Annotated in this window: 9 protein-coding genes and 2 pseudogenes; 3 read left to right on the forward strand and 8 right to left on the reverse strand. The window is 68.6% G+C overall.

The annotated features are described in order from the left end of the window. Positions 1-296: 296 nt before the first annotated feature. From ABZ070_RS28510 to ABZ070_RS28530, 5 genes and pseudogenes are all read right to left on the reverse strand, one after another. Positions 297-595: pseudogene (locus tag ABZ070_RS28510) on the reverse strand (ISAzo13 family transposase); the annotation flags it as partial. Between the two features lie 243 nt (positions 596-838). Then, positions 839-1,396 carry a hypothetical protein gene (locus ABZ070_RS28515; protein ID WP_356638208.1) on the reverse strand — a complete coding sequence of 186 codons (558 nt, stop codon included), beginning with the start codon at positions 1,394-1,396 and terminating at the stop codon, positions 839-841. A gap of 77 nt (positions 1,397-1,473) precedes the next feature. Next, on the reverse strand, positions 1,474-4,896 hold the full coding sequence (locus ABZ070_RS28520; protein ID WP_356638209.1) for a S8 family serine peptidase: 3,423 nt from the start codon (positions 4,894-4,896) through the stop codon (positions 1,474-1,476). Between the two features lie 691 nt (positions 4,897-5,587). Continuing rightward, positions 5,588-8,470 (reverse strand): AAA family ATPase, encoded by a 2,883-nt coding sequence (locus ABZ070_RS28525; protein ID WP_356638210.1) that lies wholly within the window; start codon positions 8,468-8,470, stop codon positions 5,588-5,590. Between the two features lie 525 nt (positions 8,471-8,995). Beyond that, a complete protein-coding gene (locus tag ABZ070_RS28530; RefSeq protein ID WP_356638211.1) occupies positions 8,996-10,441 on the reverse strand; it encodes an FAD-dependent monooxygenase in 1,446 nt (481 codons plus the stop codon). Positions 10,442-10,611: 170 nt separating this feature from the next. Here ABZ070_RS28530 and ABZ070_RS28535 point away from each other — a divergent pair, with 170 nt between their 5' ends. Beyond that, complete coding sequence (locus tag ABZ070_RS28535) at positions 10,612-11,208, forward strand: TetR family transcriptional regulator (protein WP_356638212.1); 597 nt, start codon at positions 10,612-10,614, stop codon at positions 11,206-11,208. Between the two features lie 245 nt (positions 11,209-11,453). After that, positions 11,454-12,005, forward strand: coding sequence for a DinB family protein (locus ABZ070_RS28540; RefSeq protein WP_356638213.1), 552 nt, complete (start codon positions 11,454-11,456; stop codon positions 12,003-12,005). Between the two features lie 74 nt (positions 12,006-12,079). Here ABZ070_RS28540 and ABZ070_RS28545 read toward each other — a convergent pair. After that, positions 12,080-12,558, reverse strand: a pseudogene (locus tag ABZ070_RS28545) (IS5 family transposase); the annotation flags it as partial. A 137-nt stretch (positions 12,559-12,695) separates the two neighbouring features. Between ABZ070_RS28545 and ABZ070_RS28550 the strand changes: the two are divergent. Beyond that, positions 12,696-13,403 (forward strand): MOSC N-terminal beta barrel domain-containing protein, encoded by a 708-nt coding sequence (locus tag ABZ070_RS28550; protein ID WP_356638214.1) that lies wholly within the window; start codon positions 12,696-12,698, stop codon positions 13,401-13,403. A gap of 14 nt (positions 13,404-13,417) precedes the next feature. Here ABZ070_RS28550 and ABZ070_RS28555 read toward each other — a convergent pair whose 3' ends face one another. Together ABZ070_RS28555 and ABZ070_RS28560 are read right to left on the reverse strand one after the other, a co-directional pair. After that, the gene (locus ABZ070_RS28555; RefSeq protein WP_356638215.1) at positions 13,418-13,582 is read right to left on the reverse strand and encodes a hypothetical protein; all 165 of its coding nucleotides are present in this window, start codon (positions 13,580-13,582) and stop codon (positions 13,418-13,420) included. A 157-nt stretch (positions 13,583-13,739) separates the two neighbouring features. After that, positions 13,740-14,126: a VOC family protein gene (locus ABZ070_RS28560; RefSeq protein ID WP_356638216.1), complete on the reverse strand. Its 387-nt coding sequence runs from the start codon at positions 14,124-14,126 to the stop codon at positions 13,740-13,742. Positions 14,127-14,291 lie beyond the last annotated feature (165 nt).

A 14,291-nucleotide genomic window follows, 5' to 3' on the forward strand; every position in this document is an offset into this window, starting at 1 on the left:
GTGGCCAGGAGCCGGTCGACGAAGACCAGCTTGTACTTCGCACCCGCACCCACAGCCCGACGACGCGGACGATCAGCCAGCTCGGCATCTCTTCGGGCCTGCCACACCGGCCCCAACTCGGCCACCAGATCAGCGATCACAGACGCCGAAAGTCCCGTGACGCGACGCTCCGACATGATCAACCTGCGTGCTTCAACCCCCACCACACACAGACCAACGACCCAGGTCAGCCGCCGTCACCGCTAATCACGCACGAGGTCGTAACAGCGGCTAACACAATGAAGTGCTGAGGACCCAGTGGATTTATTTGTCCAGCGCAGCGGCGACATGGGATCTCCGCGGACGTCGGGCTCGACCAGCGTGAGGAGCGCGGCTCTCGAATGGCTGGGTTCAGGTCGACGACGCGTTTGCGGTCATCGCCAGGCCGACGGATGCGTCCCCATGGGTCCTCTGCGGGGTCGAGTTCCCGAACTCCGACGGACACAGTGGCTTCACGGACACCGGCGGCACGGGCGACCGCCCTGATCCCGCCATGCCTGAGGGACTGGGCTTCCGCTCCTCTCAACAGACGCCGCCGGCCGGAACGGCGGAGCATACCCTTCCGTTGGGCAGTCAACTGAGGCCGGCCACCCCCTGCGCGAGCCGTCGGCCCCGACGCTGCCAGGAGCTGGTGCATAGCCGTCGCTGCAGCACATACGCGAGTCATTCGCGGAGTTTGCCGTGGCCCGCCGGACGGAGGTTGTTGGCGTGTCGAGGGAACGCGGATGGCCGGGGCGAGAGTTCATCTCGCCCCGGCCGGTGACCTTAGGGTCGGTTCACCGTTGCAGTGGTGGCCCCGTCAGCGCAGTTTGTACGCCGTGGGGAGGGTCTGCTCGACGGTGTTGCCCTCGCTGTCGGTCGCGGTGATCCGCAGCCCGACGCCGTTGGCGGCCTGGTCCCGCTTAGGATGTTTGATCTTCGTGGTGAAGGTGTTCTTCCCGTCGGCCTTGATGCTCGACGGGCGCCAGGTCTTGCCGGCGTCGAAGCTGACCTCAGCCTTCAACGAGGTCACCCTGGGCAGGGCGGTGAGGCGCTCCTGGTAGTAGCCGGTGACCGTGATCTCGTGCATGTCTCCGGCCTTGGCGGTGTTGTCCAGGGCCAGACCGAGGTCGTATCGCAGAAAGATCAGCGGCTCGGGTCGGCAGGCCACAGGGTTGCTGCCGAGCACGTCGCCCATGCACGGGCTCAGCTCCGACGTGTCTGCCTTGGTCGGCTTGGCGGAGGTGTACTGCCACGCCGTCCTGACCCCGTTGGTCTCTGCCTCGAAGGTGTACCGGGCCGACTGCGCCGGCAGGTCGTAGGCGACGATGTCCCCTGTGCAGCCGGAGAGTGCGCATGCTGTGGCTGCTGCGAGCACCGCGAGGATCCCCGTCCGGCGTCGTGTTGATGGCACGCTTGTCTTCATCGCGTCAGTCCTCTTGGCTGCGTGGGTCTTCATCGTTGGTTCCCGAAGGGGAGGGGGATGCTGTACTCGAGTCGCTCCGTGCGGCGTTCGACTTCCTGGCCGGACTGGTTGAGCAACCTGAAGTCGCAGGCAGGTGCCTCGCAGCCGAATGCTCCGAAGAAGGTCTCGGCGATGTGGTTGTTGTTGACGATGCCGATCATCGCCTGGCGGGCGCCGGCGCTGCTGGTCAGATAGAAGGTCGGATAGAAGGTGTCGCCCTGCCGGCAGCCCGAGCACAGCATTCCGGTCTGGACCGTGAAGCCGGACTTGGTTCGCACCTGCGGCACGGCCCCCGGGACGGTCGGTCCCGTGTTCCAACGGACGTTGTTCCTGGTGGCCAGCACTACGTCCTGCGTCTCATTGCCAGGCCAACCCGTGTCGTCGGTCCAGGCGGTGCCGAACCGGTTGAGGGCATCGTCCTGCCGCGTGACGTATGTGGTCAGGGTCTGCTGCGTATCCGTGCGCGGCATCTCCAGGGATACCGCCGGAGCGGACTGGGAGTGCTGCTGCCAGGTCAGATCGGTGACCTCACCAGGCCGGTCGGCGTGGAAGTGGTGGTCGACCCGGTTGAGTTCCTTCTTCCTGACCCGGTAGGGCAGGTCCGGGATGAGACCGTCGGCGCTGAACGCCGCGCTGTAAACCGTCGGTGTGGCCCTGCCACCGATGCTGATCTGAACATTCGACGGGTCGGCCTCGATCCGCTTCATCAGGCGTTCTGCTTGTGCGTAGCCCACGCTCAGAACCGGCAGTGCGGCGTACGGCTTGACCGCGGGGCAATTGCGCGGCCCGCCCTTGCATTCGAGGGCCTCGGGCAAGGGCTTGGAACCGAGCGCTGTCAGGCCCGGTGCCGCGACCAGCACGCCGATTGCGCCGGCGGCGGCAGCGGCCGCCACCCGCTCGTCCCGGAGCTTCGGAAAGTTGCAAATGCTCTTGCACACGTCGGTCGGTGTCACCAGCACCAGCTTGCCCTGTGCATCGACTTTGGCGAGCTCAGCGGCGGTGCCGGTGCCCGCGTGGACCACCGACGCCTTTCGGTCGGTTGCCAGTCGGGGAACCCGAACCATTATTTCCCGGGTGCCGATGTTCGCCTGGTCCTCCCACAGATAGAGCCCGACGGGAGTCGAGACATCCGGGAACTGGTAGCGGGCGGACAGGCTGAAGGTGTCACCGCCACCGACGGCCCGCATGGTGACCACAGGAGTCGTGAGCACGGCGGAGGTCCTGTGTGCGAGGGTTCCCGTCTTCACCCTGCCGGTCGGCAGCGCCCACCAGTTCGGCTCGTCAGCACCGTATGCGGCCCTGAACTCCGCAGTCATTCCCCACGCGCCGGTCGCGGAGACCCGCTCGGAGGAGCTGAAGGCATGGTAGGTCTCCGTCGACTCCGGAGTCTGCACCTTCAGCGGTCTGGCCCTGCGCAGGTCCAGTGTGACCGTGGTCGCCTTGGCAAGCGTCGTTTCCGCCACGAGCGGTGCGGCATTGTGCCATTCGCCGGACGCGTCCTGCCAGCTGACGGGGACAGCTACGGAGTAGGTGCCGGCGAAGAGCGGCGCGGTGATCGTCTCCCCACCGGGCACGGCTACCGGACCGTCGTGCAGGAGCTCTTCATTGTCGACCGGCAGAATTGCGGCGTTGCCGTACTGGACGGCGGTGGCGCCGGCCGGGCGGACGACGTTGACGGTCAGCGGGTGGCGCTGGGGCTCGAGGAAGGTGCTGACCCGTGAGGTCGCCCGCACCGCGCCCGTCGAGTCCCGGGCGACCAGCTGGCCGGTATAGCGGCCGAAGACCCCATTGCTGCCGAGCACCCGGCCGTCGACGGTCACCGACACCTCGGCCGACCCGTTTGCGGGCACGACCACCTCTTCGGTGCTGGGGGTGACCAGGCCGGCCGGAGCAGGCTGGTCCCCGGAGGAGATCGACGCGGCAAGGCGCAACGTGATCGCCTCGTCGGTGTGGTTGGTGTAGGTGACCTTCTTCGTCTGCGGCGCGTGCGGGTAGGTCAGGCGGCCGAAGTTCACGATCCGGCTTGCGATGATCTTCGGATCGAGCGCCGCGGCGACGTCAACTCGGCCGACGCCCTGGGCGTCCACGTCGTGTCCCAGGTCGGCGGCGGTGCCCATCAGCATCGCCTTGATTTCGTGGCCGGTCATGTCCGGGTGCTGCTGGGCGAGAATGGCCGCGGCGCCGGCGACGTGCGGTGCGGCCATCGACGTTCCGCTGGCCTTGGTGTAGTGCTCGTCCACCGCCGTGCCCATCGTCGTGCCGGCGGCGCGTGCCGCGACGATGGCGACACCGGGAGCCGCGATATCCGGCTTGGCGGCGCCGTCCCTGACTCGCGGTCCGCGGCTGGAAAAGTTGGCCATCTTGTCCGTCTTGTCGACCGCCGCGACGGTAAGTGCCTCGTCGGCGGCGCCCGGGGCACCAACCGTTCCGCTCGTCGGGCCGCTGTTGCCCGCCGCGACGACGAAGAGGGTCCCGGTGGTACGGCTGAGCTGGTTGAGCGATTGGCTCAGCGGATCGGTCCCGTCGCTTGGGTTACCACCGAGGCTCATGTTGACGACCTTGGCCCCCGAATGGGCGGCCCACTCCATGCCCGCGATGATGGACGACATCGCGCCGGAGCCACTGTCGCTGAGCACCTTGCCGACCCGCAGCTTGGCGCGGGGCGCGACGCCCTTGCGCAGCCCCTTGGACGCGTCCCCGGTGCCCAGGATCGTGGCCGCCACGTGGGTGCCGTGTCCGTGCCCGTCCCGGGCGCCGGAGGCGTTGCCGGTGAAGTCGACCTGCTCGACGAGGTTTCCGGACACGTCCGGGTGGTTGGGGTCGATGCCGGTGTCCAGCACCGCTACGGAAACGCTGGCGCCGTCGTAGCCGCGGTCCCAGGCGGTGTTCGCGCCGATCTGCGGTACGGAGGTTTCGAGGTCGATTTTGGCCAGCCCGTCGAGCCACACCTTCTTGACCCCGGCCAGGGAACCCGCGGACCGGGCAGCGGAGCCGGAGTCCCTCTTGCCCCGCACCCCCTGCCACCACCGGCCTCCGTCGGCGATGTCCATCGAACGGCCGTTGATGCTCGGGAGCGCTCTGCCGCCGGTCGCTCCGGCAACCTTCTGTGCCTTGTGAGCCGCGGCCTTATCGGCGTAGGTCACGAGCACTGGCACCTCGCCGGCCTCTCCGGACTTGTCCGCCGCGACGAGCGTCACCAGCTCCTTCAGGTCGAAGAGCCCCCAGTCGAGCAATCCGTTGTCGAGCAACGCGAGGGCATCGTTCGGCACGACGTACACGTTGCCCTTGCGAGTGATGGTGTGAAAGACGACGGCGGATCCATCGGGCCGCGCCGCGCTCTGAATGTCGCGCGCGACCGGCTTGCCGTCGGCGTCGATGCCGACGTGCACCGTGTCACCAGTGATCAGCTTCACCGGGACGGCCCCACCGGACGCCGCGACGAGCCGCTTCCGATCGTCTTCGGCGGAGGCTGCCAGGTTATTCGGCTGTGCGGCATGGGGACGCGGCGCCTGCCGGGGCGGCTCGGCAGCGAGTGTCGCCGTGGGCGACACGACCGTCCCGAAGACGGTCATACCAATGGCTACCGCGCCCAAGCGTCTTCCGAGACGCTTCGTTGCCGGGCTTCGTCTCATCTATTCGATCTCCTGTTGAGAGTTCATACGGTCAGGAATGTCCTGAGAGGTATGACGGGAGGGCACGCGGACGCCCGCTCCCCGAGGTCTCCCCGCCTTCGCAAGCGGACTGGGTTGGGGCAGGCGCGGTCTGGGGTCGGGACGGTGCTCTCGCCGCCACTGGCAATCACGGTTCGCCCATGAGCCTCTTCGCTAGAGCGGTTCATACTCGCCGACGACGTCGACACCACCCGCACCCCAAGGGCCCGGCACCGACGGGCTGGTCGACGGCCCTGGCGGCACCGGTTCGTCCTTCGACGGGTGTGCAGGCACGGCTGGGTCAACTGTTGGCTCTGGGGTGGGCGGTTCTGCGGGTGGCATGGTGACGAGTGTGCAATCGAGCCCGGTCCCGGTTCGATTGGTCAGATGCGGGATTTAATCCGCCGCTCGCTCATGCGCGCATTTCTTCGTCGCCGGACGACGGCGGTGCAAATTATTCGTCGCCTACCGGCGTGCGGCTCCGATCGCCGACGAGGCCCAGTTCAACGACTTTGATCGCGAGGACGGTCCGCGAGGTGACGTTCAGTTTTCGCATGGCTGACTTCACCTGGCTGGCCACGGTCTGCGTCGACACCGTCAGCGCGTCTGCGATCTGCCGGTTCGTCCGGCCACCGACCATCAGTCGGGCCACCTCCAGCTCGCGCGGGGAGAGTTCGTTGCCGTAACCCGGCCTGCCCCTGCCCCGCGCCACCCGGGTGTTGCACCCGCGCTCACCCAGGGCCCGTGCCACCCGGTCGGCGTCGTTGACGGCGCCGAGATCCGCCAACGCCCGCGAGATGTCGGCCAGCATCGGCAGGCCAGCCTCGTGTCGGCCGGCGGCGAGCAGGCAGTGGGCATGACGCTCCCGGGCGAGAAGGGCGTCGTACGGGCGCGGCAGGGCCTGCCATGCGTCTGCCGCCCGGGCGAACAACGCCGCGGCGTCATCGAGCCGGCCGTACGCGTCGGCCAGGATTGCGCGGCACAGCATCAGAGATGCCTGCGGCGCCGGAGCATCCTTGCCGGCCAAGGCCCGTTCGAAGGTGGTCACCAGATCCGCGGCGTGGCCGGACCGACCGGCGGCCACGAGAGCTGCAACCCGTACCGGCGCAACTTCGGTGGCACGGGGCCAGATGCCGCTGCCGACGGTAATCTCCACCGGCTCGTCGGTGAGGCGGAGCGCCTCCTCGACGTTGCCGTCGCGCAGGCACTGCTGCGCGAGCGCGGCCGCGGCCTCGATGCGTTGTTGGTCGTCGCGTTCGGCGAAGCGCAGATGCTTCTCCGCTCCTTGCCGGTCACCGGCAGCGGCCTGGATCAGGCCTGCCACGAGGGCAATCTCGCATCGATCCTGCAGCCGCACTCTGTCGCCGTCGTTGACCAGCCGCGCCGCCCGGTCCACGTGTCCCGCCCATGCACCGGTGAACCAGTCGAGGTGGGCAGCCGTAACGGCGATGCCGTCGAGGAGGCCCAGCAACTCGTAGCGTTCGGCAAGTGCTTGGGCTTTGGCCAGTTGTGCCGTGGCCTCGTCGTACCGTCCCCACCGTATTGCCGCTTCGCCGACGTTCATGTGGCCTGTCGCGACGAGCGCCGCCTCCCGCGGGTTGGTCCTGTCGTCCGGGATCTGCCGGACCTCGGCCCACCCGGTCTCCTCACCGAGCATGAGCAGCGCGAAGGTGCGTTCCAGGAACAGGCGCAGCCGCTCGTGGGGGGCGATCGACGGCGCCACCGCGGGTGCCTCGCGCAGCCACCGCAGATGCTCGGAGGCCGGCCTCGCATCCCCAAGGGGTAGGGCGAGGAGGTTTCGGGCTCGTGCCGCCTCCAGCGCGTCCGGCGCGAGGTCGGGCACCGCTCGCAGTAGTTCGAGCCGGCCCGCCTCCATGGCTCCCCCGGCCATGAGCACCCGTCCGATGTGGAAGCGGACCAGCGCTTCCTGTTTCGGCGTAAGAGGCTGGGTACGGAGCGCCGACTGCAACGACTCCATGATTTTCGAGTACGGATCCGAGCCGGGTAGCAACTGAAACTGGATCTTCATCACGAGCCGTACCAGCGGCTCGACCGGCAGGGCGACGGTGGTGACCAGGCTGTGCAGCAGCAGTGCCGCGGTGGCGACGTCACCGGTCTGCGCGGAGAGGTCGGCCGCCTGCTCGGTGTACCGGCACGAGGCCTCGGCATCGCCCGCCAGCCGGAAGTGCCTGGCCAGCTGTGCTACCGGCGGCAGCGGCCAGTCCTCCAACGCACGACCAGCGCGCAGATGCATGGCACGCCGTTCCTGGGGCGCGATCGCCTCGTACACGGCGTGACACGCAAGGGAATGGCGGAACGACCACTGCCAGGGCCCGTCCTCCCGCAGCAGGCCGCACCCCAGCGCGTCAGCCGCCTGCGCGGTGAACCGGTCCTCGGGCAGACCGGTCACCGCTTTCAGGGTCGCGTAATCGGCCGGGCCGGAGAACACCGTCACTGCGTTCAGAACCGTCCGCGTGTCGGGTCGGAGCCGCCCGACGCGTTCCAGCACGGCGTCGCGGATCGTAGGCGGCACCTCGATGCGGTCCAACCGGCGGCGCGCCCACCCGCCGTCCTGGCGGATCAGGTCGGCGCGGTCGTGCATCAGCCGCACGGACTCCTCCACCGCCAGCGGTACGCCCTCCGTCCGGGCGTGCAGGAAGGCGGCGAACTCGGCCGAGACATGCCCATCGGCAAGCATCGAGGAGACGACCGCAGCAGTGTCCGCGACCCCCAGCGGCTGCAGTGTCAGCCGCACCAGGTGGGTGTCGGCGGGCGGTCGGGAGGTGAGTCGCAGCAACAGCGAATCGGGTGGCACCTCCTCCCGCCGGTACGTCACGACCACGCTCACAGGCTGAGGGCGGCGGGAAACCAGGAACAGCAGGAACTCCAGGGTCGCCTCGTCCGCCCAGTGCACATCCTCAACTGCCAGCACAGCCACGTCGAGTCGGCTGAGCACCTCGAGGAAGGCCCGGAACAGCCGGTGCCGTGCCGCGGTTGCGTCCTCCAACGGCTCCGGCGCTTCGGGCAGGTCGGCTGCCCACTCGGGAAACAACGGGCGCAGCGCGCCGCCCAGGCCGCTGAGCCGCAGCCCGGACACGCTGCCAACGCCGTCGCGCACAGCATCCACCACCGCGCCTAGCGTGTACGGGACGCGCAAGTCCGGGCAGGCCCCCACCAGGACGCGACGCCCACGCTCGGCCTGGGGCACCAGGACCTCCCGCAACAGCCGGGTCTTGCCGATGCCTGCTTCACCGTCGATCAGGACCACGGCAGGCGGTTGTCCGAGCGCCCCGCCGAGCGCGGCGACCTCCCGGTCCCGCCCGACGAACTGCGGCACGGAAAGCACTGGAAGTTGACCGGCATCGGTGCTGGCCCGTCCGCCCAACGCCCGCCCCCTCAGTCGATCACCCTTACGCCAGTGCTGACTGTAGCCGTGGGAGATCATTTGGCTAGGGGGCTGGAAGATCCCGTACGGGGCGAGGACATCCTTGTGCGAACTGATGCCGCGTCAGTGAAGCAATGCCTCGCAGAGCGTTTGCCCCGTCTGCGTGAGCTGGGCCTCTCGTTCCATGAGTGAGGAGCGTCGTCGCGGTCCACCGTGTGTGGTCGCCGGGGGGCGTATCGGCTCCACGTCCCTCCGGCTTCGGTGACCAGGCGGGTGGCTGTCTTGTCGTGGACCGAGGGCCTTCGCGATGACGGGGGCCGGGGCTTGGAGGACGAGCTGTCGGATCGCGGAGGTCCTGCCGCGCTGCGGCGGGACTCCGATCTCCCGCGGGCGCGGGGATGCAGTTCCCTGTTGATACATGCCTCGGCGGCCGGCCACCGACCAGCCGACTGTCACCAACGTCATGACCGAGTACACCTAGCCCAGATACCGGGCCACCGCCTCCTCGATCCCCGCCGCGTCCGCACCCTCCGCCGCCCAGGCCACGTATCCGTCGGGCCGTACCAGGACGGTCGTCCGGTGGTCGCCAGCCCAGCGCTCCACGGTCAGCCACCCCTCACGAACACCGGGGCCTTCGTACGTCCCGGGCGTGATCAGCACGAAGCGGCCGCCGCGCAGCGCCTCGTAGAGCCGGCCGTCCTTCAGGGCGACGTCGGGGACGCGGGTGCCGGTGAGGCGGTGGGCGCCGCGGGGGGCGGGGTAGGCGTAGCCGATCCCGGTGATCTGACCCAGGGCCTTGCGCTGGACGGGCGGGGCCATGTCGACGAACGCGGAGACAAGGGCGCGGGCGGCACGCAGCAGCGGATTCCGCGCGCGGGCCAGCCGGACCAGTCCGCCACTGCTGCGCAGCACCGCCCTGCCGACCGGGTGGCGCTCGGCCTCGTAGCTGTCGAGGAGCCCTTCGGGCGCCCGGCCCTGGACGGCCGCGGCGAGCTTCCAGCTCAGGTTGGCGGCGTCCTGGAGGCCGGTGTTCATGCCCTGCCCGCCGGCCGGGGAGTGGATGTGCGCGGCGTCCCCGGCGAGGAAGACCCGCCCGACCCGGTAGTGCGGTGCCTGGCGCTCGTCACTGTGGAAACGGGAGAGCCAGCGGGCGTCGTGCATGCCGTAGTCGGCGCCCAGGGCACGACGGGTGATCTCCTTGACCTCGTCGAGGTCGAGCGGGGCGTCGTCGGAGACCTCGTTGCGGCGGTTCCAGCCCATGACCCGGTACCAGCCGTCGCCGAAGGAGGCGATCATCGCGAAGGCGTCGCCGCGGCCGTTGACGGTGAGGACGCCCTCGGGCTTCTCGGCCAGCCGGACATCGGCCAGGATCAGCGACTTGATGACGGAGACACCGGGGAAGTCCAGGCCGATCGCCTCCCGCACGGCGCTCCGGTGACCGTCGGCGCCGACGACATAGGCCGCCCGGCGGGTGACGACCGCCCCGTCCGCGCCGCGCACGTCGAGGTCGACCCCCTCGTCGTCCTGCCGCAGCCCCACGACCTCGCTCTCGTACGCGAACTCGACCCCAGCCTCCCGGGCCCGCCGCTCCAGGAGCCGCTCGACCTCGTACTGCGGGGTGATGAGCAGGAACGGGAAACGCGAGGGCAGCGTGCTCAGGTTGAGGGAGAGGCGGCGGAAGAGCCGCAGGCCGGTGATGGTGTCCCCGGTGGTGAGGAGTTCGTCGGCGAGGCCGCGGGCGTCGAGCTGCTCCAGGGTGCGGGCGTGCACCCCGAAGGCGCGGGAGAGGTTGCTGATCTTGCGCGGCCGCTTCTCGACGAGGGTCACGGTGACGCCGGCTGTGGCGAGGTCACCGGCGAGGAGGAGGCCGGTGGGGCCGGAGCCGACGACGATCACGGTGCGGTGGGTGGCGGTGCCGTTCATGGTGGCCTCCAGTTGCCAACGCTTGCTTGCGCCATCGCCTATTGCCAACAATTGTTGGCCAACGCTCGTTGACCAAGATAGGTGGCGCCAAGAAGGATGTCAACAGACGTTGGCAAACAACTGTTGGCGAACACTTGTTGACCTACGCCCGTTGGCCTACGCTTGTTGGCATGAACGGCAGCGACAGCACCACCACGGTTCCCGGCAGCGCCCCCCGCCGCTCCGATGCCACTCGCGGCGCGATCCTCGCGGCGGCCCGCGAGCGCTTCGCGACCGACGGCTACGAGCGAGCCACCATCCGCGCCATCGCCAAGGACGCGAACATCGATCCCTCGATGGTGATGCGGTACTACCGCAACAAGGAGGGCCTCTTCGCGGCGGCCGTCACCATCGACCTGCGGCTGCCGGACGTGAGCGGGGCGGACCGCCGGCAGGACGCGGGGCGGATCCTCGTCGAGCACTTCCTCGACATGTGGGAGAACAACGAGGTCCTCACCGCCCTGCTGCGGGTCGGCGTGACCAACCAGGCCGGGGCGGAGCGCATGCAGGGCATCCTGCGGGACCAGCTTCTGCCGGTCGCCCGGCAGGTGTGCCCCGACCCCGAGCAGGTCCCGGCACGGGCGGCACTCATGGCGTCACAGCTGCTGGGGCTGGCGCTCACGCGGTACGTGCTGCGGATGCCGCCGGCGGTGGGGCTGGCGCGGGCGGAGATCGTGGTATGGCTGGCACCGACGATCCAGCGGTACCTGACCGCGCCGAGCCCCTGAGGCTTGCCGAGCACTCGCATCCGCCGGGGCCACGGGACCGGTAGGGCGCTGGAAGGCCGCCCAGTAAATGAGACCCGCCGGGCGACGAGAAATTCGGGCCCAGCAGGCCAGCCGAGCGCCGAGAACCCTCCGAACCCCTGACACGCCTAGGAACTGTCCGGCGGATCTCGTCGATTCGAGTGGTTGATTCATTGCAGCTCACCCATCGGCTGCACTGTCAGATCGGTTCGCTAAGGTCTGCGGCCATGATTGAGATCACAGCCGAAGCGTGGCCAGAACCTCCACTCGCCGGCACCGAGGCAGCAGCCATCCTCGGCGCCCTCGAACGCCAGCGGGCCACGCTGGCCTGGAAGTGCTCCGGCCTGGACGCCTCCGGCCTTCGCGCCACACTCGGCACGTCCACAATCACTCTGGGCGGCCTCCTCAAGCACCTGGCGCACGTAGAAGACAGCCACTTCGCCCGGCTGTGGCTCAGCTCCCCCGTCGGGGCTCCCTGGGACACAGTCGACTGGGACAACACTCCCGACTGGGACTACCGCTCCGCTGCGGAGGACACCCCCGAGCAACTGCGCGCTCTCTGGCAGGAATCAGTCGCCCGCTCCCGTGCCATCGTCGACGAGGCGCTCAACACAGGCGGGCTGGACCAGCTCGGTGCCTACACCACCCGTAGCGGCGAACGCCCCAACCTCCGTCGCATTCTTCTTGACCTCATCGAGGAGTACGCCCGCCACGCCGGTCACGCCGACCTCATCCGCGAATCCGTCGACGGGCTCACGGGCGAGGACCCGCCGAGGTGAACCGCGGTACCGGTGGCGGGACGATCTGCCCTCATCATGCTCACCGCCGGTAAGCGCGATTTCCTGCCAAGTGATCACGGCCGGAGCCATAAGCGGATCGCGGCGGTGGTCACCGTGCCGTGGAAGACGTAGGTCCTCTTGTCGTAGCGGGTGGCGACGGCCCGGAAGTTCTTGAGCCGGTTGATCGTCCGCTCGACCTCATTGCGGCGTTCTGAAATCTTGCTGTCGAAGCCGGTGGGCCGGCCTCCCTTGCTGCCTCGGCGTTTGCGGTTGGCCCGCTGGTCCTCTGGCTCGGGGATGGTGTGCTTGATCTGGCGTCTTCGCAGGTAGCGCCAATCGCGGCGTGAGCTGTATGCCTTCTCGCCGCCGAGTGGTCCGGCCGATTGCGTGGCCTTCCGCCCTGCGGTCGGGAAACGCGGATGCGTTCGAGGACCTCAATCATCTGCGGTGCGTCGCCCCACTGACCGGGTGTGACCAGGAAGGCCAAGGGCCGGCACCCGCCTTCACCGGCGAGGTGGATCTTGCAGGTCAGACCGCCCCGGGACCGTCCGAGTCCTTCGTCGGAGCGATGGTGCGGGGAGCAGCCCCAATGGCCTTCCAAATAGGTGTTGTAGACGGGACCACCCCCGCGGAAGCGGGGAGCAGAAGCCAACTGACAAGCAACTCGCGGGAGGGACAGATGTGGGCACGATGCTAGGCACAATCGAACGGATCTGGCGTTACCCCATCAAGTCCATCGGCGGTGAGCTGCTGGACGAGGTCGCCGTGGACGCCCGGGGCCTCGCCGGCGACCGGCTCTACGCTGTGCGGGACGCCGAAGGCAAGTTCGGCTCGGGCAAGAACACGCGCCGGTTCCGGCGCATGCCCGGACTGTTGCAGCTGCAGTCCCGATACCCAGGGGGAACAGCCACGGAGGTGCCCGAACTGCTGGCCCCGGACGGCGAGCCGGTACCGGACCCGAACTCCTATGTGCGGCACTACCTCGACCGGAACGACGTAGAAGTGGCCCGCGAGGGCGCGATCTCGCACTTCGACCAGCTCCCCCTCAGCGTCCTGACCACCGCCACCCTCGACTGGGTCCGCGCGGCCGTACCCGGCGTGCCCGTCGACGAGCGCCGGTTTCGGCCGAACCTCCTGGTGCGGACACCTCCGGGCACGCCTCCGTTCGTGGAAGACGAGTGGTTCGGCACGACCGCCCGGATCGGCGATGCTCTGTGCATACGGTTCCAGCGCTCCAGCGAGCGATGCGTGATGACCAACGAGGCCCAGCAGGACCTGCCGCACTCCCCGCTGATCCTGCGAGTCATTGCGCAGGCACACGACATGCGGCTGGACGCCCTGGCCACGGTCGAACAGCCGGGATGTGTACAACTCGGGGACACCGTCGAACTGACCTGATGCACCGTCCGGAATCAGTCTTCGTCGTTGATGTCCTCGACGGCGTCCGGGTCCCGGAAGGCACGCAGGCCCTGACCGGGACCGCTGTCCTCGATGTCGAACAGGTAGCGGCCCAGGAAGTTGATGTGCCGGTTCCCCCCGGGCGCGGGGAGCAGACCTTGACTTCGCTGCGCTCCCAACGCTTGCCGGGACGGGCCACGGTGAACATGGATTCCCGACGCGTTGGGACCATCCCCGCGGGCGTAGGGAACAGCGGGTGAGTCCTCTTGTCCCCGTACTGTTCTGAGTGCTCCACCAAGTACGGAGAAATGTGCACCGGTCTCAGAGGGAACGTGCTCAGACCAGGGTGGAGATGCAGAACGGGTGGCCTGCGGGATCCAGCAGGACCCGCCACCGGTCGGGGTCCGGCTGGAATTCGGGCGCGACGGCCCCCAGAGCGAGCAGGCGAGCCTGAGCGGTGTCCAAGTCGTCGACGCCTAGTTCTATATGGGCCTGCTTCTCCTGGAAGGGGTCCGGCCAAGTGGGGCGGCGGTAGTCGGTGAGCCGGCTGAATCCCAGTCCGGCAGCTCCCTCTTGGCCGAGCAGGATGAAATCGTCGGTGGAGAAGACCACAGGCAGGCCGAGGGCCATTCCGTAGAAGTGGGCCAGCTCGGCTGGGTCAGGGCAGTCGAAGGTGACAGCCGAATAGCGGAACGTGGATGCTGACGTGTCCTCATGGCTCATGGACGGGACGGTATTAGGGATCTAGGACAGGCTGGGTCCTCTTTGCGATGCGGTCGGCACGTTCGCTCACCTACTGTGATTGGCCTCCTGGTTGTCCACTCAGGCCACATCGGTGTCCCGCTCGATGGCCTGGAGCCGGTTCTTGAGCCGGTAGAAGGCGTCCGC

The sequence above is a fragment of the Streptomyces sp. NPDC006283 genome, assembly GCF_040613325.1.
Classification (GTDB): Bacteria; Actinomycetota; Actinomycetes; order Streptomycetales; family Streptomycetaceae; genus Streptomyces.

Bases quoted from the DNA above. Each gene is read 5' to 3' on its own strand.
- ABZ070_RS28535 (WP_356638212.1), top strand. From the start codon at position 10,612: ATGAACGGCAGCGACAGCACCACCACGGTTCCCGGCAGCGCCCCCCGC.
- ABZ070_RS28540 (WP_356638213.1), top strand. From the start codon at position 11,454: ATGATTGAGATCACAGCCGAAGCGTGGCCAGAACCTCCACTCGCCGGC.
- ABZ070_RS28550 (WP_356638214.1), top strand. From the start codon at position 12,696: ATGCTAGGCACAATCGAACGGATCTGGCGTTACCCCATCAAGTCCATC.
- ABZ070_RS28530 (WP_356638211.1), bottom strand. From the start codon at position 10,441: ATGAACGGCACCGCCACCCACCGCACCGTGATCGTCGTCGGCTCCGGC.
- ABZ070_RS28560 (WP_356638216.1), bottom strand. From the start codon at position 14,126: ATGAGCCATGAGGACACGTCAGCATCCACGTTCCGCTATTCGGCTGTC.